Raw genomic sequence first — 20,949 nt, forward strand, 5'->3', positions numbered from 1 at the left:
CACCAGTGTCCGCGAACCGATATATAGGTTCGAATACGTACCTGGTAACGTAATGCAACCACAACTGTCCGCTGCACTGTTTCGCTCGAGAACTGCTGACGACCGCGCCGCTCGCGACCACGACCGCAACCGCGACCTCGAGGTGAGCGCCTGATGTTCGAGGCAACCGGTGCCGACGTCCTGTTCGTTCTCGCACGGGTGCTCTTCGGCGGCATCCTCGCGTTCATGGGACTGAACCACTTTCTGAACCTCGAGTCGATGGCGGGCTACGCGGAGTTCAAGGGCCTTCCCGCACCGAAGGCGTCGGTGCTCCTCAGCGGCGGGTTGCTCGTCTTCGGCGGCCTCTCACTGATCCTCGGTGTGTTCCCGGCGATCGGTGCGGGCGCGCTGGCCGTGTTCCTGTTCGTCTCGGCCGTGAAGATGCACGACTTCTGGAACGCCGAGGGCGAGGAGGCCCAGAACGAGATGACGAGCTTCCTGAAGAACGTCTACGGGGCGGGTGCGGCGCTGCTGTTCCTCGCGGTTAGCTCCGTGCAGTGGCCGTACGCGCTCAACGTTACCGTCTTCTGACGCGGTGCGAGTAGACGTCGTTCGCGGTCTGATTTGAGTTAGGCTTTGCGGATCGAAGACGTCATCAACATCGCCCCGACTCCTACCGAAGCGCCGAACTGTACAGTTCCACTGCTCGATCACGCTGAGCCTTGGCTATCAAACTGTGGATTCCTCTCTCACACTGCCCAACTGGTGGTGCGCCTATAGAAACAACTGAAACGATCCACCATTGATTGCCGACACGTCTGGCGGTCAGATGTTCAATGACGTGCAGTGGCTACTCGTGTATACCCCTTCCCGAACCACCCATGTTTCGCCGGGAGGATTGCAGGACGGTCGATTTCATTATCTCACTCACGTACTTTACGCTATTAGGCCAGTCCCAACCGGCTACGTATTAACTGCGTCACGTACTAACTATTGACTTGGGTGGGGCAGAGTATTCAAAGTGGTATCATTAGACCGGATATTTGACCTTCTAAGCAACGAACGACGACGGTATGCGTTGTACTATCTTGACCAAAAGGATGGGCCGGTTCCCGTAGATGAAGTCGCTGAGCAAGGTACTGAGTGGGAGACTGAGGGCGCGCCATCATCGATTCCGGGGGAAAGTTCGACCGTGTTGAACTGAGCCTCTATCATACTGTGTTGCCGAAAGCGGCTGAAGGTGAATTCGTTGAGTATGACCCTGACGAGGGAGTGGTAGACGTTACCGGCACGCCCGTAGAGGTGGACGCTCTCATCACGGTGGCCAAGGTCATCGAACGGCCAGACCGAAACCCATAGTCTGGATCGTCTACGCTCTGTATTGATGGATTTCCCCCGTCACACTGGACGTTCGTGAGACTTCCGCGCTATGAGTTCAGCACAGGGTGTTCGAATTCTCGGCTTCTGTCAGGAGTGGCGTGACCGACTCAGAGCAGACGTTCACCACGATAGGTTCGCGTAATTCCTCGGACTGATCAGGAGCCGGGTGTATCTCACTCGTCGGCCACTTCAGTCGTCACTAACCTCCGAAGAACTCGTCTTTTCGACGGCCTGAAACTCCGTCGATCCACATTGGCACCCGGTTCTCGCCCCGATCGGTTGTGCCGTGCCGTCAGGCCACTGTACCGCTGCATAGGCGGCACCACAATCGAGACATTCGGCGATTGTACGCTTGCTCTCTCCCGGGGGCATACTCCTTGTTGGACGGGTAACGCTGTCAGCGCTACTGTTGGGTATCCAATACCTTTTTGTACGGTTCATCGAGTCGAATCCGTGGCGGGAAGGGTGCTCCCGAGGATGTGTTTCATCCCACGACGGAGGCGAGACCCGAGGGCTTGCTGGGAAATACCGAGTTCGTCGCCGAGTTCTTTCATCGTCACCTCACGCGGGGATTCGAAGTATCCACGCTCGTAAGCGAGTTTCAGCGCGTCTTGTTGCGCCCCAGTGAGTGCTGCCTCGACTTCGGTCTCAACCGGTCGCAGTGCGTGCAGTTCCGTCAGCGTGACGGGAATCGCCACCTCTCGACAGCGGGAATGGAAGGTAGCAACATCGCTTCGAGTATCCCCGCGAATGTCGAACGTCCACTCCTGGTTCGTGCCGGTCGCTTTGATGAGCGGGACGTCGGTCTCGGTCAGCACGCTCAGCACGTCGTCGTACTCGAGCGACCACTCGACACGCAGGAGATACTCGTCGTCGATAGAATCGACGAGCTGAATGTGCCGCACGCCTGGATGTTCGGTAAACGCGCCCTCGATGTCGTCAACTTCTGTTCCTCGCACCCAGAAGTAGGGGATCACCACGTCATGCGAGGGGATCAGTCGCTCCAGTTCGACCGTCACGTCCGGGAGGTGGGTGAAGACGGTTCCGAGGGGGAACTGATCGGATGGAACGGTAAAGGTCGCTTCAGTCGCCATTATTCGAACGATGTTGCGTTGGTTGTAAAACCTCTTCTGGCCAATCTGGCAGTCGGACAAACGACTCCGTCAATCTGCTTTTTGTCGGCGATCGAGTTGCTGACAACGCGCTGTGTATCCAGCAGGAATCTTGAACCCGATCACTGCGGACGGAGTCGCTGGTACCCCGATTTCGCAACCGTCCAGGCCGGATACAGCCTCGAGTAGACGGCATCGGGAGCGTTCCGCGCCCCTGCACGAAGAACTCGGTGGTGGAGCGGCGACCCCGAGTTGTCCACGATCGAGGAGAGATCCGCCTGATCCAGCCACTCGAAGAACGCTCGCTCGGCAGGTGACTCGGGTTCCGTTTCCCGCGACCGGTCGCGAATGTCCTCCCACATGTATCGTTCGTCCTCGCCGAGTATCCAATGCCCCTCCTCGAGCGCGCGCCGGATCTCCGGATACTCGTCCTCGGAAAACGGGTAGCCGTGGTCGCTTGGCTCGAGGCCCGACAGCCGAAGGCCGACGGCCGTCCGGTAACACTTCTCGCAGGTGCCACAGTTGCCGTCCATCCGGTTGTTACAGGTCTGCAACTCGAGGCCGGGCGCATCGCTGTCGACGTACGCGGCGATGGCGTCGAGACGCTCCTGTCGAGTCAGGTCGTAGCAGTCGTGGTGACACTGCGTCCCGCCCCAGCGGACGTGATCGTCGATGTCCGGTCGCGATCCCCACTCGAGGTCGATCCCCTCCCAGTGGGTCGCGGCCATGTAGAGATCGTCGATGCCGCGGGCAGCCGCCATCGGGGCACAGAGACCGAGAAGCCCGAGGCCGTGGCCGACGGAGCTGTACCAGCCGCCGTCGACGTAGCGCTTGTAGTGAGCGAGCAACATCGGGTGGTCGAGAAACGAGAGCATGTTCGCCTCGACGAAGGCCGTCTCGAGGCTGCGTTCGTCGGCGAAGTCGGTCACCCGTCGGGTGAGGTGGTTCCACTGCTCGTCCCCCGAGGAATCCGGCGAGATCGTCCAGCCGCGGATGCTGATCAACGTCGGGGCTTCCTCGCGATGGCGGACGTACGAACAGGTCGAGTCGACACCGCCGGTGAAGAGGAGGCCGCTCTCGCCTCCCGAGGACGGGTTCCGCTCGTCCAGGCCAATGCCGTCGGTCTCGACCGGGCGGGCTGACTCGGCCGACGTAGGCGATGGTGGCGCGTCGGCGGACTCGAGGCTTCGTTCGTTGGCGAAGTCGTTGTCGACTACTTCGCGCGCGTAGAGCTCGCCACCCTCGAGGAAGTCGTACATCTCGAGCATCGTCGCTTTGATCTCCTCTACGGCGGCGACGAAGGTCGCGTCGACGGCATCGGCGGTGACGTCGGCCCCGTTGGCCCAGGCGACCGGGCAGACCTGTGCGAGCGCCGGGATGACCAGGATCGACTCCGGCACGTCCTCGATCGAGGTATCGTAGGTGATCTCGAGCGGGTCGCCCGTGAAGAAGCGCGCGAGGTCGCGAGAGGGCTGGACGGTCGTTCGGAGGGTTCGGTCGGTCGTCGTCGGTGTCTCGATGTGTATCGATGGCATAGGTGATGTGCTCTGGCCGTCGGAATCCCGGCGGCGCGGTCGTCATCGAGGCCACCACACAGGGGGGTAAAAATAGCCACAATCGTTGAACCGTCACGAACTGCAGAAATCACTCCCTAGCGACGGATGGCCGTCCGTACTCGAGAATCCTGGGACGACCGGCTACCGGTATCGGTTCCGTTACCGGACGTATCTCGCCGGTGTCGGGTTATCTCCCGGGCGTTCCGTCGGTGCCGATCCCCGCTCGAGCCCCGAACCACCGCTTGCGCCCGGTAGGGGCGATATAACAAACCCTCGCGTACGCAACCCCTCACAACGATGCGAACTGTAGCTCCAGTGACTGACCGTCCGTCCGTCGGAGTGATCCGATGAGACGCACGTTATTGAACCTCGTGCTGGCGGCTGGCTTTCTCGGCGTCGCGGTTGCAATCGCCGTCGCCCGTCGATCTCCGCCCTCGGGATACGAGACGTCGATCTACACGGCGACGCCGACGATCACCTGGGTCGGGTTCGGCCTGGCACTCGCCATCGCTATCGGGTTGACGATCGGCGCTCGAGACTGGTATCAGGGCGGGGCGATCGCCCTCGGCGGCCTGACCGTGACGAGCATCGTCAGCCTGCCGGTGATCCGAAACTACCACTTCCAGGGGAAAGGGGACGCGCTCACCCACCTCGGCTGGGTGCGTGACTTCGTCCAGGGGACGATGCAGCCCAACGAGCTGTTCTATCCTGGGTTGCACTCGATCGCGTCGGTACTCCATCTCGCTGGCGGCGTCTCGATGCAACGGGCGCTCCTGATCGCCGTCATCATTCTTTTCATCCCGTTCCTCGTGTTCGTTCCGCTCATCGCGCGGGACATCACGGGCACCAACGCGGCCGCCGGTTTCGCCGCCATCGCTTCCTGGATGGTGTTGCCGATCAACAACGTCGCCACGCACATGGGCCCGCACACGAACTCGAACGCGCTCTTCGTGGTACCCGTCGCCCTCTTTGCGATCCTCACCTTTATGAGCCGCCGGAGCGACCTCGAGCGGCTTCCGTTCGGCATCTCGCCGTTTACGGTCGGCGTGCTCGTCACTGGAATTGGGCTGTTGCTCATCCACCCCCAGCAGATGATCAACGTGGTCGTCCTGCTCGGGGCGTTCGCCGGCGTGCAGTGGCTCGCCCGCCGGCGATACGACGATCATCCGATCGTCCACCACCCGTCGATGTTTACTCCAGCGGTCTTGCTCGGCGGGCTCTTTATTGTCTGGGCGGCTGCAAACGAGCGGTTCCGAACCGCGTTCTCCGGGCTCATCTACGGCCTGTTCGCCCAGGACATCGGGACGGGAACGACCGTCGACCAGCGGGAGGGGTCGCTGGCGGAACTCGGTGGTAGCCTGATCGAGCTGTTCGTCCTCCTCTTTCTGGTTGCGGCGGTTATCGGGACGATTGCGGGGCTCTTCGTGCTGGCGACTTGGCTCGGTCGGACGCGGCTCGACCCCGATGGCCGGTCGTACGTCACGTACCTGGCGCTCGCCCTGGTGCCCCTGGGCGGGATGTTCCTCGTCTACTTCTTTGGAACGCCGACGATGGCGTTCCGGCAGGTCGGGTTCATCTACGTGTTGCTGACGATCCTCGGCGGAATCGCGCTCGCTCACCTCTTCGGCTGGCTGACCGGCCCGCTCACCACGCCAGGGGCGAACGCCCTCGCCGCGGTGTTCGTCTCTGCGTGTCTCGTCCTGACGCTGATGACGCTATTCACCTCGCCGATCATCTACCAGCCGACCCAGCACGTGACCGAACAACAGCAGTTCGGCTTCGACACCACCTTCGAGCACCGGCTCGACGACCAGCGCTTCGCCGGCTTCGGCTACGGCGTGAACCGGTACGGCGACGCCTATCACGGTACCGAGGCTGGACGGGAGATCAATTACGACGCCGGTGCCGGAGGCCAGGTACTCGTGGACGAGTTCGAGTCCGGGAACTACAGCGGTGCGTATCACGGACTCGATTACTACTTCACGGTGACCGCCTACGACGAGGCCCGGGAACTCGAAGTGTACGACGAACTCCACCACTCGGAAGCCGCACTGGCGGAACTCGAGAACGACCCGGCTGCGAACCGACTGATCTCGAACGGCGAGTTCAGGCTGTACACTGTCGAAGGGCTCCCGTCCTGACGCTGCGGGCCTGGATACGTTTCGACGCGCTCGATTTCGAGCCGATACGAATCACTTGCATCACTCGAGTCGTTTGAAGCGATCGCGGCTCCTTAGGCCGTTCGACCTACTCGAGCGAGAACGCGACGTCCCTAATCGTCGACGCCGGCACCCGTTGGCGCGTCCGGTAGTTCCTGTTTCTCGACCTCGATGCCGAGTTCCTCGAGCGCTGCCTCGAGGTGGCGCTCCTCGGCGAAGTCGCTCCCGTCTTCCTCGCGGAGGCGCTGTGCAGTCGCGAGCACCTCGCCCCGCCGCTCGTCCGGAACCGAGAACTTGTCGGTCGACAGTTCGATCGTCAGCCCGTTGTTGTCGCGGGTGTACAGCGAGTGGAAGATGCCGCGATCGAACTCGTTGTAGCCGTAGCCCGCTTCCTCGAGCGCCTCGCGGGTGTCCACGAAGCGCTCTGGATCGATGCTGAACGAGAGGTGGTGGACGGAGCCGATCTGGTGGCGAAGCGGGGCCGCGCTCGAGGGCCGGTCGTCGCTCACGAAGAACGTGATGATCCGGCCGTCACCGGTGTCAAAAAACAGGTGCGTGGAGGTCGGATCGTCGAGGTTCGGTTGTTTGAGCACGAGCGGCATTCCGAGGACGTCGCGGTAGTACGCGATCGTGTCCTCGGCGTTCGAGCCGATGAGGGTGATGTGGTCGGTGCCAGTCGTTCGAATCGGACTGTCGGGTCGATCGGCCGTGATTTCGTAGTCGTCCATACTCCCTGTAGGAGCCGGATCTACATACCTTCCCGCTAACAGCGGTGTCACCGGCCCCGCTCGAGTGCGATAACCGAACGTCTTCACAGTGATCGGGCCTGGCCTCGGCGTTATCGCCCTCGATAGGGGCATCTTTTGCGCCCGTTCGACAGGTTAAACCCACCCCCGTTCGTCGGTACGTCCCAGATGCCGCGAGCCGTCTTCGACCGGGAGCCGACAGACATGGTGCAGGTACTCGACCGTCACGGGGAGATCGTCGATCCCGTGCTCTTTCCGGATCTCGAGGACGAGACGTTCGTCTCGCTCTATCGGGACATGCGCCGGGCGAGACGCTTGGACGAGCGCCTGATCAGCCTCCAGCGACAGGGGCGGATGGGAACGTACGCGTCGCTGGCGGGCCAGGAGGGGGCACAGATCGGATCGACGTACGCCCTCGAGGCGGCCGACCAGCTCTTTTTCCAGTACCGGGAACACGCGACGCTCGTCGCTCGAGAACTGCCCTGGGAGTACGTCCTGTACTGGATGGGCCACGAAGACGGGAACGCAGCCATCGCGGACGCGAACGTGTTTCCGCTCAACATCACGATCGGTGACCACATCCCGCACGCCGTCGGCTGGTCGTGGGCGTCGAAACTCGCCGGCGACGAGCACGCGACAGTCGTCCACTTCGGCGACGGCGCGACGAGCGAGGGCGACTTCCACGAGGGGCTGAACTTCGCTGGTGTGTACGACACGCCGACGATCTTCGTGTGTAACAACAATCAGTGGGCGATCTCGACCCCGAGCGAGCGCCAGACGGCATCCGAGACGTTCGCGCAGAAGGCCGACGCCTACGGGTTCGACGGCGTCCTGGTCGACGGGATGGATCCGCTCGCGACCTACGCCGTTACCCGCGCCGCTCGCGAGAAAGCCCTCGAACCGGACGACGGGGAGGCTCAGCCGACGCTGATCGAGGCCGTCCAGTACCGCTACGGTGCTCACACGACGGCCGACGACCCGACCGTCTACCGCGAGGACGAGTCGGTCGCCGCCTGGAAGGAGCGCGACCCGCTCGAGCGACTCGAGGCGTTCCTCCGTGACTGTTCCCTGCTCGACGACGAGATCATCGCCGCGATGGACGAGGAGGCAGACGCGTGGATCGCCGGCTTGATCGATCGAGCAGAGGCGAAAGCCGAAGAGGCCGACCCGCTGTCGATGTTCGACGACGTGTACGCGGAACCCACTCCTCGAGTCGCCGAGGGTCGCAACCACCTCCAGTGGCTGCGCGAGGAATACGGCGACGCGGCGTTGCTCGAGGAGCGATAGCGTTCGAGTCTGATGAACCGTCTGTCAGAAATCGATCGTCGTCGTGGGTTTCGAGGTTGTTGAGAATGTCATGGGTTTCGTGGGTGTCGTGGGTGTCAAGGATGTCGAAGATGTCGCGATATAGTGACTGTCCCCTCGAGTCGACAGTCATGAGATAATGACACAAAATCGACTATTTAATGGCCGAATCTGGACAGCCACACCCCTACGAACCTCGAGTCGTGAGTGTCCGGTACGAATGTCACTCGAGCAGTCTACACGCCAATCCACCTGGAACGGAACCGTTCCGAACGCGTTCGATCTTCGTGTCATCGCCCTCGTGATCGTCGCCGCCGGCTTTGCCGCCTCCGTCAACGTTCCCTACGGGGGGCTCGAGGTCGCTATCGTCGCCTTCGGCCTCCTGGTTGCTGCCGGGACGGTCGGCCACCTGCTCGGCCAGCGCCGCGTTCGGCGCGTCACGGCCGCCCTCGTCGACCAGTGGGCCGAGGCGGGCGGCCAGATCGAGGACGTCACCCGCTCGTCCTCCTGGCTTCGAACGGAGTGGCTGGTTCACACCCCCGAGGGCCCGGTCGCGGTCGGCGGCATCGCGCTACTACCCATCTCTCGTGTCTCGATCACGTGGCGTGGAACGGGCGACTCTCTGTCGGTTTCCGACGCAGAAGACGGCCTCGAGAGGCTGGCCGACGACTGGTACGACGAGGTGTTCGCGGGCCAGATCAACGACCGATGAGCGGGACGCGTTCGTTCCGGAACAGGTAACTGCGCGAAGGCCAACGTTCCGATAACGCGCATGACCGCTAACCGAGTCGAAACCGGTTCACGCACGGAGGAGGCCAGGGATACCGACGCCGCCTCGAGGATCGCCACGGCCGGGCCGCTGGGTTCGCCGCGAGTCGAGAATCCGATCATCGAGGCACGCGATGTCGACGTCTATTACGGTGACACACAGGCACTCAACGGCATCTCGATGGACATTCCCGAACGCCAGGTCACCGCTCTGATCGGCCCTTCGGGCTGTGGGAAATCGACCTTCCTGCGATCGATCAACCGGATGAACGACCTCATCGACGTCGCTCGCGTCGAGGGTGACCTCCGTTTTCACGGGAAGAACGTCTACGACGACGACGTCGACCCCGTCGCCCTCCGACGAAAGATCGGCATGGTCTTTCAGAAACCGAACCCGTTCCCCAAGAGCATCTTCGACAACGTCGCCTACGGGCTTCGGGTTCAGGGCAACGACGACGACCTCGAGGAGAAGGTGAGGACGGCTCTCGAGCGGGCGGCGATTCTCGAGGAAGTCGAGGACAAACTCGACGCGAGCGGCCTCGACCTGTCCGGTGGCCAACAACAGCGGCTGTGCATCGCTCGAGCGATCGCGACCGACCCGGAGGTCATCTTGATGGACGAGCCCGCCTCGGCGCTCGACCCCGTCGCGACCTCGAAAATCGAGGATCTCGTCGAGGAACTCGCCGAGGACTACACGGTCGTCATCGTCACCCACAACATGCAGCAGGCGGCCCGCATCTCGGACAAGACCGCCGTGTTCCTCACCGGCGGCGAACTCGTGGAGTTCGACGACACCTCGAAGATCTTCGAGAACCCAGAGAGCCAGCGCGTCGAAGATTACATTACGGGCAAGTTCGGGTAGTGGGTGAACGACCGGTTCTCGAGACGGCGCCCCGGGCGGACGGCCGCTTCATCGTTCCGGTTCGGTGCTCGAGTCGGTAGCCGGAATCGTGAACCGTCAGTCCAGGTACCCAAGCCCTCGAAGCTGTTCGGCGATCTCCTCGAACTCGGCTTCGGTTAGCTGGCCGGACTTCTGGTGCTGGATGACGATGCTCCGGAGGAGAAATCTGGTGAGGTCGCTCGTACTCTGAAAGCTCGTCCCTTCGATCGTCTCTTCGACGCGTGCGGCAAGATCCTTGGGAATCGAGACGGTTGTGTAATCGGTCATATCGGTCTATTCGGTGGTTTGGTAGTTAACGATTCCTCGTCCGTCTCTCGAAGGCGATATCGATCGCGATGCGGATACTGATACTGATTCCGATGCGGATGCCGATGCCGTAGTGATTTTTGGGGCGGCGTGTGAAAGGCCAGGTATGGGAGTACGGCCACCAACGAACGGATCGGACGACGAGCCGACGAGCATCGAATTCGGGATCGCCGCCGTCGACGCCACGCTCAAACGGTCGGATCTCTCGTTTCCTGCTTCGAGCGACGACGTCAGGGGCGAACTCGGCGACAAAAAGATCCCCTACGACGTCCACGGGAACGCGATCCCCCTCGAAACGGCGCTCGAGGAAGTACCCCAGAGCCAGTTCGAGAGCCGCCAGGAGTTGCTCAACGCGTTACACCCCGTGTTCGAGACCTTTCGAGAGGAGCGCTCGAGCGGGTTCGTGCAGCAACTTCGGTCGCTGTTTCCGTTCTGAACGGGTCTCGGGCGAGGTCGTTCCCTTGCGGGCGGTTCCCACCGTAGTGAACCGTTGGATGTGAATCGGACACGATGCGGTGACCTGCCTCAATTGCGTTTCGCCGCTCATTTGCGTGGTTCACGCACCGATCACTCCCACTGCGAACGTACCAATGCGATTTCCGTCGCATATTGAGACTGTTGGGCAGGTCGTGGTGAATAGAGGAGCGAGTGATACGAGATGATGGGCAGTCATCACGGACGGGTGTTCGTTCAGTCCAGGGCGAACAGTGACCAATTTTTCTTTTGGGTGGGACGTTTTGACCATCGTCTTCTACCACTTGTATGATGGATGTTAACGTTTAACATGGCCGAGGGTGTACTACGAATTTGCGCGCTGAACGAGGTCACGCCAACTTCGTGGAAAGAAGGCGAACCGAGTCGGCGCTGTCACCGGAGGAGACAATGTCACCAACCACTCACGCTGAGGGAAACAAGCATATCGCAAGACGGTATCCCGAGGAGGTCGCTACAGACCGGAATATCGATCTCATCGATGAGTTGAGCACCGATCATTTTGTCGAACACGGACCGTTCGGGCAAGAAACACACGGGCCGGAAGCCGACAAGGAGCAAATGCGGGCGTTCCTCGACGCATTTCCCGACTTTGAGGCCACGGTCGAAGATATCATCGCCGAAGGAGACACCGTTGCCATGCGCGTTACACTTCGCGGAACGCACGAGGGGGAGTTCATGGGCATCGAAGCGACTGGGAACTCATTCGAGATACAGAATATGGTCTTCACTCGCATTGAGGATGAAAAGATCGCCGAACGGTGGGTTCAACCAGACTCGTTCGGGCTGATGCAGCAACTCGGCGTCGTCGAACTACCTGCAGAGTAATCCATTGCTGTGCCTGGACGGACGAAGAACAACCACGAATCGCCCCGTCTATACGCTTTTCAATTGGCGTAGACCTGTATCCTGCTGGAAACGCTTCCATCTGTCCTGACCGCTGAATGTGGCACCGTTTCCTCGACTGCGATTAACTGGAAGAAAGCTAGCGCTCGAGCGGTCCGTTCAGTAGAGGCTCCCAGTCGCGTGTGTTCACCCAAAGCAATGGATTCGTGTCGGCTCACCTATGGGGCACTGGGACGGAAAACGGTACCCGTTCTCGAGATCAGTCCGCACTGACAGAAGACGTGCTGGCAGCCCGCTGGCTGCGCCAGTAGCCCTGGATGTAGGCACCGACGAACATCCCGGCCAGCGCCCAGAGGATGGTAACGTTGCCGACGCCCAAACTCGCGTAGGCTGCACCGGGACAGATCCCTGACAGCCCCCAGCCGACCCCGAAGATGGCGCCGCCGATGAGGACGTTGCGGTCGAACGACTTCAGCCGTCGGCCGTAGGTGTCGCCCGTGAGTGGTGCTCGCTCGCGAAGGCGGGGCATCACGGCGAAGGCGATGCCAGAGACGATCGCCGCCCCGAACATCACGAACAACAGGCCGAAGTCCTCGAACTGCAGGAAGTGCAGGACGACTTCTGGCTGGGCCATGTGGCTAAACCCCAGGCCGAATCCGAAGATCAGGCCGCCGACGAAGATCAGCGGCATGAAGAGCGGGTGGCGATCGCTCGCGGGTCGGTCTCCGTCCCGCTTGCCATCCCGAGACGCTCGCTTCGCTCGAGTCTCGCCGTTCATGGTGACACCCCCAGCGCCATGACTACCTGGGCCGTGCCGATCGCGACGGCGAGGAACGTCATCACGCTGACAATCGAGGTCTTCGATGCCGAGCCGACCCCGCAGACGCCGTGTCCGGAGGTACAGCCCTTCCCGATACGGGTGCCGATGCCGACGAGGATCCCGCCGAGGAACAGTCGCCAGGGCTGGACGTCCGTCAGCCAGATCGTCAGCCCGCCGACCTCCCGGAGTTCGCCGGTCGTTCCAGGCTGGTAGAGCGAACTCGAGACCAGCCCCGACTGGAACGTCAGCGCGTAGACGAACGCGCCGGCGATGATCCCCAGCGTGAAGACGATGCGCCAGTCCCGAGAACTGCGATAGCGCTGAAACCGCGACTGATCGGAGACGTACGAGAGCGTCGACTCGAGGAACGTACTCGCACCGGCCGCGATGCCGGTGCCGAGGTAGATGACGACGGCCCCGAGGCCGACGAGCAGCCCACCGACGGCGTAGCGACTCACGCCCTCGGGGAAGAGGGTCTCGTACAGTGCCGGGTCGATGAGTTCACTGACCATGCAACGATGAATGTACGAGATTAGTCATCGGCGAGCGATCCCTGGCTCGCTGCGCAGTTGTTCGGGCCGAGCTCGAGTTCGAACGCTTCGTCGTCGTCGACGTCGTGCTGGCCGAGGTTGGTCTCGATGATGTCCACGTAGTTAGCCGGCCGGGGCGGCATGTCCGAGAGGATCAACTCGACGAAGTCGTCTTCGTCCATCGTGAGCGCGGCCATCTTCTCCTCGAGTTCGCCGATGGGGGCGGTGTAGGTGCCGTCGTCGGCGGGCACGGCCGAGTCGCTGACGTGAGCGCCGCCGATGAGCGTGTCGTCGGGCAGGGTCAGCACGCGCTCTTGCAGCGATTCGTAGAGCTGGCTGGCAGCTTCGGGGGCTCCGTCGTCGCCTTCCTCCAGATCGGGACGGGCGACGCTCTCGATGAACAGGCCGTCGCCGGTGGCGAGCAGCGAGTCATCGATGAGGTAGGCGGTCATTCCGGAGGTGTGGCCGGGCGTGGAGACGGTCTCGATGGTAGCGTCGCCGACCTGGAACGCGTCGCCATCGGCGGCGAGGGTCATCTCGTCGGCGTAGGTCACACCGCGGTCGACGGCGGCGTCGGGGATGACACCCTCGACGCCTTCGTCAGCGAGCGCGCGGACGCCGGAGATGTGGTCGGCGTGGATGTGTGTGTCGATCGCGTACTTCAGCTCGACACCCAGGTCGCCGGCGTCCTCGAGGTATCGGTCGGTGAACGCCCGCAGCGGGTCGATGACAGCGGCCTCCTCGCCATCGTAAACGAAGTAGCCGAGACAGCCCGAGGACGGGCGCTGGTACTGGAGCAGGGTGCCGGCACCGTCGTAGCGCTCGACCTCGACGGACTCGTAGATGCGTGCCCAGCCGTTCATCCCGTCCTCGAGGTGGTCGACGTCGTAGCCGCGTTCTTTCAGCGCGCCCGCGACGAACTCGCTCGCACCCCCTTTCGCACAGAGAACGGTGACCTCGCGGTCGTCGGGGATCTGTGCAAGGACGTCGTCGTCGATCTCGTCGTCGAGGAACTCGAAGTAGGGGACGTTAATCGTCTCGACGTTCTCGCCGTCGATGTGCCACTCCTCGTAGTCGCTCTGCATGCGTGCGTCGAGGATGGTGACGTCCTCGCCGGCGTCGATAGCGGCTTTCAGTTCGTCTGGCGTCAGTGAGTCGATCGGAACATCCGGTGTCGGGAAGTCCATCTCGTTCATTGGTACAACCTCCTGTACCGGTTCGTCGCACATAAGAGTTTGCATAGTAATTCCCTAATCGCACAATACAGTGGTGTGTGTTTCTTTCTAAAGTAGTGTATACGCACGACCTCCGGCTTGCAGCCATATACATCCGCCCCCACAGCATAACGGGTGTTCATAACTGGCACAATAATCGATATTCTTTTATAGCCGCACCCAATATTGTATGATAGCTCCAATACAGAGCACAGAGAATATATGAGTTCAGAATACGACATCACCGAGACGCTCGACGTGAAAGGACTGTCCTGCCCGATGCCCATCGTGAAGACCAAGCAGGCGATCGACGATCTCGAGGCGGGTGACGTTCTCGAGGTCGTTGCGACTGACTCCGGGAGTGTCAGCGACATTCAGGGCTGGGCCGACGGCACTGACGGTGTCGACCTGCTCGAGCAGGATGAAGGGGACGACCTGTACACCCACTACGTGAAGAAGACGGACTGAAAATGAGTACTGACAACGCTTCATCCACGGTCGACGATCCCGAGTTCGACGCCGCAGAGCTCGAGGCGCTCCGCGAACGAGTGGCCGAACTCGAGGAGTCGGTCGCCAACCTCGACGACGATGACGGCCAGCAGAAGATGACCATCGTTGCTACGCAGGGAAGCTTCGATATGGCGTACCCGCCGTTGATTCTGGCGAGCACGGCGGCCGCCTTCGGCTGGGAGGTCATCGTCTTCCACACGTTCTGGGGTCTCGACATCCTCCACGAGGAGAAATCCCGGGATCTCAAGCTCAGCGCCGTCGGCAATCCGAACATGCCGATGCCGAACGCCCTCGCTGCCCTCCCCGGTATGGACGCGATGGCGACGAAGATGATGCAAAAGAAGATCGACGAGAACGGCACGGCGACGATCGAGGAACTCATCGATCTCTCCCTCGAGCAGGGTGTCGACCTGCAGGCCTGTCAGATGACGATCGAGCTGATGGGCTACGACGAGGACGAGTTCTACGATGGCGTGACGACGGGGGTTGGCGCGGCGACGGCGATCCAGCACATGGCCGAGTCCGACGTCCAACTGCTCGTCTAAATGGCCAACAGCATTGATACCGATACACCCACGGCCTGGGCAACGGATCCGAGTCTTCGCGTCACCGAGGCCGTTTCCGACGTGGATGGTATCGATCCGGACGCGTGTGAGCCACCGCTGTATACGGTTATCGACCCCACTGCACTCGATCAGCTGATCGAGTCACCGGGAATTTTCCGCCGTGGATTCGTGTCGATTCGCTACCGCGGATACGATGTGACCGTCACCGCTGACGGTCAGGTCGATCTCGAATAACCGACTGATATTCGACAACTATGAACCGATAGCTGCTGTGCCCGATCGATTTCTCCCGAGAGCCATCTCCCGCTGTACCCTCACCAGTGCCACCACGCTCGACTGACTTCTCTCGAGTATTGGGAACTCTGCGAAATACTTTACTCGATCCCGCCCGAATCGTCGAGCATGGACGACCCATTCGTCATCGTCGGCGGGGATGCAGCCGGAATGAGCGCGGCGAGCAAAGCCAAACGCGAGAACCCCGACCTCGAGGTCATCGTCTTCGAGCGAGGCGACTGGGTCTCCTACGCCGCCTGTGGCATGCCCTACTACGTGAAGGGGACGGTCGAAGAACTCGATGACCTGGTCGCGGTAACGCCGGACACGTTTCGGGAGAAACGCGACGTCGATCTCCGTACCGGCCACGAAGTCGTGGCTATCGATTCCGAGGCACAGTCTATCACCGTCGAGACCGACGACGAGACGTTCGAACAGTCCTACGGTGCCCTGCTGATCGGCACGGGCGCTCGAGCAGTGCACCCTCCGTTCGACGGCCTCGATCTCGAGGGCGTGTTCACCCTCCGGAGTATGGACGAGGCGGACGCCATCGAAACGTACGTCACCGAGCGCGAGCCGGAGACGGCGGCGATCGTCGGCGGCGGTTACGTCGGCGTTGAGATGGCCGAGGCGCTCATCGAGCGCGGTCTCGAGGTGTCGATTTTCGAGATGCTTCCACGGATCCTCCAGCCGTTCGGCGAAGCGGCCGCCGAAATCGTCGAAGACCACCTCCGCGAACAGGGCGTCTCGCTCCACCTCGAGACCGCCGTCTCCGGGTTCGACGGCGATGGGCACGTCGAGGCGGTCGAACTCGAAGACGACGCCGTCACTGCGGACCTCGTCATCGTCGGCGTCGGGGTCGCCGCGAACGTCGAACTTGCCGAAGCGGCCGGGATCGAAATCGGGCCGACGGGGGCCATCGCGGTCGACGAGTACGGGCGGACGAGCGCTCCGGACGTGTACGCCGCGGGTGACTGTGCCGAGGCGACGAACGTCGTGACCGGCGAGCCCGATCACGTCCCACTCGCGCTCACGGCCAACCGTGCTGGTCGAGCGATCGGGTCGACCGTCGGCGGAACGCCGACGCTCACGGGCGGAACCGCGGGGACGGCAATCGTCAAAGCGTTCGATTTCGGCGTCGCTCGGACAGGAATTATTGATCACGAGCGCGCACGCGAGGCCGGGTTCGACCCCGTTTCCGTCACGATCGACACATCCACCAAACCGCACTACTACCCGGGTGGGGCTGAACTCACCGTTACCCTCGTCGCCGACCGCGAGAGCGAACGCGTCATCGGAGCCAGCCTGGTCGGCCAGGAAGGGACGAAACGAATCGATACGGTCGCGACCGCGCTTCACGCGGCGCTGACCGTCGCGGAACTCGAGCGCCTCGACCTCGCGTACGCGCCGCCGTTCAGTCCCGTCTGGGATCCGGTGCTCACGGCGGCGAAAGTGCTGAACGGTAAGCTGTAGTCCTCAGTCCTATTCTCCGGTGCCTATCCGATCGTCACGACTCGGTCGGCCGTCGTGACGACCTCGAGCAAATCCGCCATCGTCGAGATCGGACAGGCCGTCTCGTCCTCGCTGTTTCGCATCTCGAGGCAGGTGCCACAGGCGAGCAACTCGCCGCCGGAATCGGTGAAAGCGGTCATGCGGTCGCGGACGTCGAACGGCTCTTCAGTGACGTGTTCGACCTCGACGCCTTCTCCGAGAAGGAACACGGAGACGTCATGGTCGTTTTCGAGGGCCGTAATCCCGAGCCGGAACGCGTTCCACGCGCGTTCTGGATCACGTGTTTCGATGACGATGCCGAGCGTGTCAACCGATGGATCTGAACCAGACATTATATTGTGTTATGGGCCCAATACTATGAACGTTCCGGCGTGCACATTGATGCTGCCAGCACACCCACAATCAATATCAATTAATAACGCAGTTTAACTCGAAAATTGTAAGTCTCTTGGGGTGGATGGATGCGTATGCGCACCCTGGATGAAACCGACCTCGAGATCCTCCGTCTCCTGGTCGAGGATGCCCGCCGGCCCTTCAGCGACATCGCCGACCGCGTCAACGTCTCCGCACCGACCGTATCCGATCGCATCGACCGCCTCGAGGAGGTCGGCGTCATCGACGGGTTCACCGTCGACATCGACCGTTCGACCGTCTCCGAGGGCACCAACATTCTCATCGACCTCTCGATCGTCCCATCGGCTGATGATCGTGTGGCCGACAGATTCGCCGCCCTCGAGCCGGTCGAACACGTGTTCGTAACGACCGACTGTCGATTGCTCGCCGTCGCAACCGTCAGACAGGATCAGATCCGCGACCTCATCACCGAGGCGATCGACCTCGAGTTCGTCGATCAGTACCGAGTACACCTCCTCGAGGGACGTCACTGGTCGCCGTCGATCGGGTCGGCGGAACTCGCTCTCGCCTGCGACGAGTGTTCGAACACGGTTACCAGCGACGGGGTCTCGGCACGGATCGACGACACGCTGTATCACTTCTGTTGCCCGACCTGCCGGTCGACGTTCGAGGATCGCTACGTGAGTCTGAACGAGTCAGCCTAGCGTCTCGAGGAGTCCGCCCAAATTCCTTAGCCGAAGTTCTCGATCAGCGCCTCGTCGGCGTCACCGCCGGCGTCCTCGATCGCCGCGGCCACCTGTGTAACGAAGTCCTCGAACCCGAACACGTAGTACTGACCCCCCTCGAGGTGATCCGCGACCGCCGTTTCGAGGCCGTCGTCGTCGCCCTCCTCGAGAATCGTGACGGTGACTCCATTGGCCTCGAGGTTCTCGAGGCGTTCCCTGTGTGCCGGTTCCGCGGCCTGGTAGATGACGGCGCCGCGCTTGTCGGCAGCGTGGGCGGCTTCGGCGATCGACACTGCCGGGCCGATGCCGGGGCCGCCGGCGACGGCGACGACGTCGGTTTCGCCCTCGTAGGTGACCGCTCCGAACGGCCCATCGATGTGCACCGAGTCGCCCGCTTCGCGGTCGGCGAGCCAGGGAGCGAGGTCACCGTCTGGGTCGACGCCGACGGTGATCTCGAAGGTGTCCTCGACGGTCGGCGACGAGAGCGTGTAGTATCGCGTGATCTCCTCGCCCTCGGGGGCAGCGCGCAACACGACGAACTGTCCGGGGAGGGCGTCAAAATCCGCGGGTGTGGCCAGCTCGATAGCGACGGTCGACGGCCCCACGTCGGTGACCGACTCGACGGCAACTTCTGTTCCTTCCATGAGAGGACGTTCACTCGGCCGATTCAAAGATGTTCCTTTCCGGTAGTGGCCTCGGTGAGGCATTGAGGGTACTGCTCGGACAACCAGCGTACGCTTGCGAGCGAGCGAGGTAACTGCTCGTGGCCGACCGTACTACTCCTCGCGACCCAGCGTATGGAACTCCTCGTTCGGCCGCATATCCGCCAGCTGGGCCATCCGGTTCGAGAGGTTGAAGAAGGCGGCAACGGAGCCGATATCCCAGATCGCTTTTCGACTGAAGCCGTGTTCCTCGAGCGCCTCGAGGTCGGACTCCTCGACGGTCTCCTGGGCGAGAGTGAGTGTGACGGCGAGGTCGAGCATCGCCCGGTGACGGTCGCTGATATCGGCGTTGCGGTAGTTCGAGATGAGCTGATCCGCTAGCAGCGGGTCGTCCCCGTACAGCCGAACGAGCGCGCCGTGGGCCGTGTTACAGTAGTAACAGTCGTTGACGCCGCTGACGGCGACGATGATCATCTCGATTTCGAGGCGGGTGAGTTCGGTGTCCTCGACGAGCGCGTCGTAGTAGTCGAAAAACGCCCGGAAGTGAGACGGGCGGTAGGCGTACGCGAGGAAGACGTTCGGCGTGAAGCCGGCCCGCTCGGTTTCCTCGTCGATGCGTTCGCGGAGATCCGCGGGGAGGTCTTCGACGTCCGGTACCGGGAATCGGGTCATCGGATCGACGTCCGTCATACCGACGACCACGACCGGGCGGTAGAAAACGTTCAGGTTCGAGTTCGAGGCGACGAAAGCGACGATGACAGAAGCATTATGCCGGCGTCTCCCTTCGTCTCGAGCAAGATGTATCAACTCGGGCACTACGGCGCGGCACTCATCGCCTACGCACCACTCGGTGCGGGTGTCGCCATCGCCGGCTACGAGTTCTGGGCCGTTCTCGGAGGGCTTCTTTGCGTCTCGCTCTCGACGCTCCCCGACTGTGACCACCAGCTTCCGTTCGTCCCCCATCGGGGGCCGACCCACTCGATCCCGTTCGCGATACTCGTCGGGGGCGGGCTTGCCGGTGCCAGTTACGTGGTGCTCGATGCGACGACGGGCACTCCCGAAGCGGCTGTTGTCGAGTTCCTTTTCGTCGTCGGCACGCTCTCGATCGTCTCACACCTGCTGGCGGATGCGCTGACGCCGATGGGAATCACGCCATTCTGGCCGCTTTCGAGGCGACACTATACGTTGAACGTGACGCCGGCGAAAAGTCGGCTCGCGAACTACGCCCTCTTTGGACTCGGTATCGGTGCAGTCGTGCTCGCGGCGATGGTCGTTTCGACGCTGTCGTGAGATGGTCGTTTCGACACTTTCTTGAATCAGTTTCGCGCTCGAGCCTTTCAGTCAGGACGACAGCGGCTCTCGCGTGCGTGTGCTTGCACTGAGTTCCCTGTGGACGAGCCACGCACCCACCACCAGCGTGAGAAACAGCGCACCAGCGACGAGGAGGTAGACAAAATCGAGCGTCGGCGAGTAGGTCATCACGGACTCACGGCTCAGGATCGTCGTCGCGACAGTCAGAACGGTACCCGCAGCGATCACACCGAGACTCGAGATCGCCTCGAGGTGGGTGCGACCGACGAGCACCGCGAGGACGACCGCGGCGATGAGCGTCAGGAGGACGCCCATCTGGATCGTCAGGGTCATGGGTGTGTTCTGCTGGATGAACAGCGGGCTCAATAGCACCTGTAGCGGCACCGTGAATGCACCGATCCCGAGGGCGATGGCCACGTGTTTGCCGGTGAGCCACTCGGCCCAGGCGAACACGAGCGCGACGACGAACAGGACGAAGATCACGATCGCCGTCCAGAAGTGGAAGTTGAGGACCGTCATCTCGTAGGTGAGGACGGTTTCACGGCCGAGGTACACCTGGATCGGAGTCAGGATCATTCCGGCGGTGACGAGACCGGCGATTCGGCGGTCGATCTGGTCGCTGACTATAGCGACGATTGCAGACGCGATGATCGCAAAGCCGGCGAGCATCGCGACGACGCGGTGGATCCACTCCCAGAAACTCGGCTGTCCCTGTGGGAGAAGGTTCAGGAACCCACCGTCACAGACCGGCCAGTTGGCGTCACACGCCAGTCCCGATCCGGTCGTTCGTGCAGCGACACCGAGGATAATCGTCCCGGCGACGAGGGCCACCGTTACGGTGAGGAGGGACGAAAACGCGGCCCGATCGAGATCGATCGGCAACCGAGATGATTCGGACGTCTGAGTATCGTACGACACGGGC

General features: G+C 62.1%; 26 protein-coding genes. 15 read left to right on the forward strand and 11 right to left on the reverse strand.

What is annotated here, in order from left to right; all coding sequences use genetic code 11:
• Positions 1 to 153: 153 nt before the first annotated feature.
• The 3 genes from NGM68_RS12435 to NGM68_RS18355 all read left to right on the forward strand — a co-directional run bounded on the left by NGM68_RS12435 (position 154) and on the right by NGM68_RS18355 (position 1,338).
• Positions 154 to 570, forward strand: a complete 417-nt coding sequence (locus tag NGM68_RS12435; RefSeq protein WP_252698558.1) for a DoxX family protein — start codon at positions 154 to 156, stop codon at positions 568 to 570.
• Positions 571 to 1,000: 430 nt separating this feature from the next.
• Positions 1,001 to 1,183, forward strand: coding sequence for a DUF7344 domain-containing protein (locus NGM68_RS18350; protein WP_425493568.1), 183 nt, complete (start codon positions 1,001 to 1,003; stop codon positions 1,181 to 1,183).
• A gap of 14 nt (positions 1,184 to 1,197) precedes the next feature.
• Positions 1,198 to 1,338 (forward strand): hypothetical protein, encoded by a 141-nt coding sequence (locus NGM68_RS18355; RefSeq protein ID WP_425493569.1) that lies wholly within the window; start codon positions 1,198 to 1,200, stop codon positions 1,336 to 1,338.
• A gap of 458 nt (positions 1,339 to 1,796) precedes the next feature.
• On the opposite strand, the gene NGM68_RS12445 is transcribed toward NGM68_RS18355, so the two are convergent.
• Positions 1,797 to 2,453 (reverse strand): helix-turn-helix domain-containing protein, encoded by a 657-nt coding sequence (locus tag NGM68_RS12445; protein ID WP_252698560.1) that lies wholly within the window; start codon positions 2,451 to 2,453, stop codon positions 1,797 to 1,799.
• Between the two features lie 140 nt (positions 2,454 to 2,593).
• Positions 2,594 to 4,006, reverse strand: a complete 1,413-nt coding sequence (locus NGM68_RS12450) for a hypothetical protein (RefSeq protein WP_252698561.1) — start codon at positions 4,004 to 4,006, stop codon at positions 2,594 to 2,596.
• Between the two features lie 368 nt (positions 4,007 to 4,374).
• Here NGM68_RS12450 and NGM68_RS12455 point away from each other — a divergent pair, with 368 nt between their 5' ends.
• On the forward strand, positions 4,375 to 6,168 hold the full coding sequence (locus NGM68_RS12455) for a hypothetical protein (protein ID WP_252698562.1): 1,794 nt from the start codon (positions 4,375 to 4,377) through the stop codon (positions 6,166 to 6,168).
• A gap of 131 nt (positions 6,169 to 6,299) precedes the next feature.
• Here NGM68_RS12455 and NGM68_RS12460 read toward each other — a convergent pair whose 3' ends face one another.
• The gene (locus tag NGM68_RS12460; protein ID WP_252698563.1) at positions 6,300 to 6,914 is read right to left on the reverse strand and encodes a VOC family protein; all 615 of its coding nucleotides are present in this window, start codon (positions 6,912 to 6,914) and stop codon (positions 6,300 to 6,302) included.
• A 186-nt stretch (positions 6,915 to 7,100) separates the two neighbouring features.
• Between NGM68_RS12460 and NGM68_RS12465 the strand changes: the two genes are divergently transcribed.
• The 3 genes from NGM68_RS12465 to pstB all read left to right on the forward strand — a co-directional run bounded on the left by NGM68_RS12465 (position 7,101) and on the right by pstB (position 9,867).
• Entirely contained in the window at positions 7,101 to 8,219 is a 1,119-nt protein-coding gene (locus NGM68_RS12465; protein ID WP_252698564.1) for a thiamine pyrophosphate-dependent dehydrogenase E1 component subunit alpha, read from the forward strand.
• Between the two features lie 238 nt (positions 8,220 to 8,457).
• Positions 8,458 to 8,949, forward strand: a complete 492-nt coding sequence (locus NGM68_RS12470) for a hypothetical protein (RefSeq protein WP_252698565.1) — start codon at positions 8,458 to 8,460, stop codon at positions 8,947 to 8,949.
• A gap of 60 nt (positions 8,950 to 9,009) precedes the next feature.
• Positions 9,010 to 9,867, forward strand: a complete 858-nt coding sequence (gene pstB / locus NGM68_RS12475; RefSeq protein WP_252698566.1) for a phosphate ABC transporter ATP-binding protein PstB — start codon at positions 9,010 to 9,012, stop codon at positions 9,865 to 9,867.
• A 96-nt stretch (positions 9,868 to 9,963) separates the two neighbouring features.
• Here the strand turns inward: pstB and NGM68_RS12480 are convergent, their stop codons facing one another.
• Entirely contained in the window at positions 9,964 to 10,173 is a 210-nt protein-coding gene (locus NGM68_RS12480; RefSeq protein WP_252698567.1) for a ribbon-helix-helix domain-containing protein, read from the reverse strand.
• Between the two features lie 145 nt (positions 10,174 to 10,318).
• On the opposite strand from NGM68_RS12480, the gene NGM68_RS12485 reads away from it, so the two are divergent.
• A complete protein-coding gene (locus NGM68_RS12485) occupies positions 10,319 to 10,648 on the forward strand; it encodes a DUF5789 family protein (RefSeq protein ID WP_252698568.1) in 330 nt (109 codons plus the stop codon).
• 446 nt (positions 10,649 to 11,094) lie between these two features.
• Positions 11,095 to 11,532, forward strand: a complete 438-nt coding sequence (locus tag NGM68_RS12490; protein WP_425493622.1) for an ester cyclase — start codon at positions 11,095 to 11,097, stop codon at positions 11,530 to 11,532.
• Positions 11,533 to 11,809: 277 nt separating this feature from the next.
• On the opposite strand, the gene NGM68_RS12495 is transcribed toward NGM68_RS12490, so the two are convergent.
• The 3 genes from NGM68_RS12495 to NGM68_RS12505 form a co-directional block, all read right to left on the reverse strand.
• Positions 11,810 to 12,241, reverse strand: coding sequence for a YeeE/YedE family protein (locus tag NGM68_RS12495; RefSeq protein WP_252701426.1), 432 nt, complete (start codon positions 12,239 to 12,241; stop codon positions 11,810 to 11,812).
• Positions 12,242 to 12,324: 83 nt separating this feature from the next.
• A complete protein-coding gene (locus NGM68_RS12500) occupies positions 12,325 to 12,882 on the reverse strand; it encodes a YeeE/YedE family protein (RefSeq protein WP_252698570.1) in 558 nt (185 codons plus the stop codon).
• A gap of 20 nt (positions 12,883 to 12,902) precedes the next feature.
• The gene (locus NGM68_RS12505) at positions 12,903 to 14,096 is read right to left on the reverse strand and encodes an MBL fold metallo-hydrolase (protein ID WP_252698571.1); all 1,194 of its coding nucleotides are present in this window, start codon (positions 14,094 to 14,096) and stop codon (positions 12,903 to 12,905) included.
• A 240-nt stretch (positions 14,097 to 14,336) separates the two neighbouring features.
• On the opposite strand from NGM68_RS12505, the gene NGM68_RS12510 reads away from it, so the two are divergent.
• From NGM68_RS12510 to NGM68_RS12525, 4 genes are all read left to right on the forward strand, one after another.
• Positions 14,337 to 14,582 (forward strand): sulfurtransferase TusA family protein, encoded by a 246-nt coding sequence (locus NGM68_RS12510; RefSeq protein ID WP_252698572.1) that lies wholly within the window; start codon positions 14,337 to 14,339, stop codon positions 14,580 to 14,582.
• Positions 14,583 to 14,584: 2 nt separating this feature from the next.
• On the forward strand, positions 14,585 to 15,169 hold the full coding sequence (locus NGM68_RS12515; protein WP_252698573.1) for a DsrE/DsrF/DrsH-like family protein: 585 nt from the start codon (positions 14,585 to 14,587) through the stop codon (positions 15,167 to 15,169).
• A complete protein-coding gene (locus NGM68_RS12520) occupies positions 15,170 to 15,424 on the forward strand; it encodes a HalOD1 output domain-containing protein (protein WP_252698574.1) in 255 nt (84 codons plus the stop codon).
• A 168-nt stretch (positions 15,425 to 15,592) separates the two neighbouring features.
• Positions 15,593 to 16,936, forward strand: coding sequence for an FAD-dependent oxidoreductase (locus NGM68_RS12525; protein ID WP_252698575.1), 1,344 nt, complete (start codon positions 15,593 to 15,595; stop codon positions 16,934 to 16,936).
• Between the two features lie 23 nt (positions 16,937 to 16,959).
• On the opposite strand, the gene NGM68_RS12530 is transcribed toward NGM68_RS12525, so the two are convergent.
• Entirely contained in the window at positions 16,960 to 17,307 is a 348-nt protein-coding gene (locus tag NGM68_RS12530; protein WP_252698576.1) for a DsrE family protein, read from the reverse strand.
• Positions 17,308 to 17,442: 135 nt separating this feature from the next.
• Here NGM68_RS12530 and NGM68_RS12535 point away from each other — a divergent pair, with 135 nt between their 5' ends.
• Positions 17,443 to 18,033, forward strand: coding sequence for an AsnC family transcriptional regulator (locus NGM68_RS12535; RefSeq protein ID WP_252698577.1), 591 nt, complete (start codon positions 17,443 to 17,445; stop codon positions 18,031 to 18,033).
• Between the two features lie 26 nt (positions 18,034 to 18,059).
• On the opposite strand, the gene NGM68_RS12540 is transcribed toward NGM68_RS12535, so the two are convergent.
• Together NGM68_RS12540 and NGM68_RS12545 are read right to left on the reverse strand one after the other, a co-directional pair.
• Complete coding sequence (locus NGM68_RS12540) at positions 18,060 to 18,698, reverse strand: FAD-dependent oxidoreductase (RefSeq protein WP_252698578.1); 639 nt, start codon at positions 18,696 to 18,698, stop codon at positions 18,060 to 18,062.
• 132 nt (positions 18,699 to 18,830) lie between these two features.
• Positions 18,831 to 19,406 (reverse strand): peroxidase-related enzyme, encoded by a 576-nt coding sequence (locus NGM68_RS12545; protein ID WP_252698579.1) that lies wholly within the window; start codon positions 19,404 to 19,406, stop codon positions 18,831 to 18,833.
• 108 nt (positions 19,407 to 19,514) lie between these two features.
• Here NGM68_RS12545 and NGM68_RS12550 point away from each other — a divergent pair, with 108 nt between their 5' ends.
• A complete protein-coding gene (locus tag NGM68_RS12550) occupies positions 19,515 to 20,006 on the forward strand; it encodes a metal-dependent hydrolase (RefSeq protein ID WP_252698580.1) in 492 nt (163 codons plus the stop codon).
• 51 nt (positions 20,007 to 20,057) lie between these two features.
• Here NGM68_RS12550 and NGM68_RS12555 read toward each other — a convergent pair whose 3' ends face one another.
• Positions 20,058 to 20,945, reverse strand: a complete 888-nt coding sequence (locus NGM68_RS12555) for a COX15/CtaA family protein (protein ID WP_252698581.1) — start codon at positions 20,943 to 20,945, stop codon at positions 20,058 to 20,060.
• Positions 20,946 to 20,949: the final 4 nt, after the last annotated feature.

This window comes from Natronosalvus vescus (assembly GCF_023973145.1).
GTDB lineage: Archaea > Halobacteriota > Halobacteria > Halobacteriales > Natrialbaceae > Natronosalvus > Natronosalvus vescus.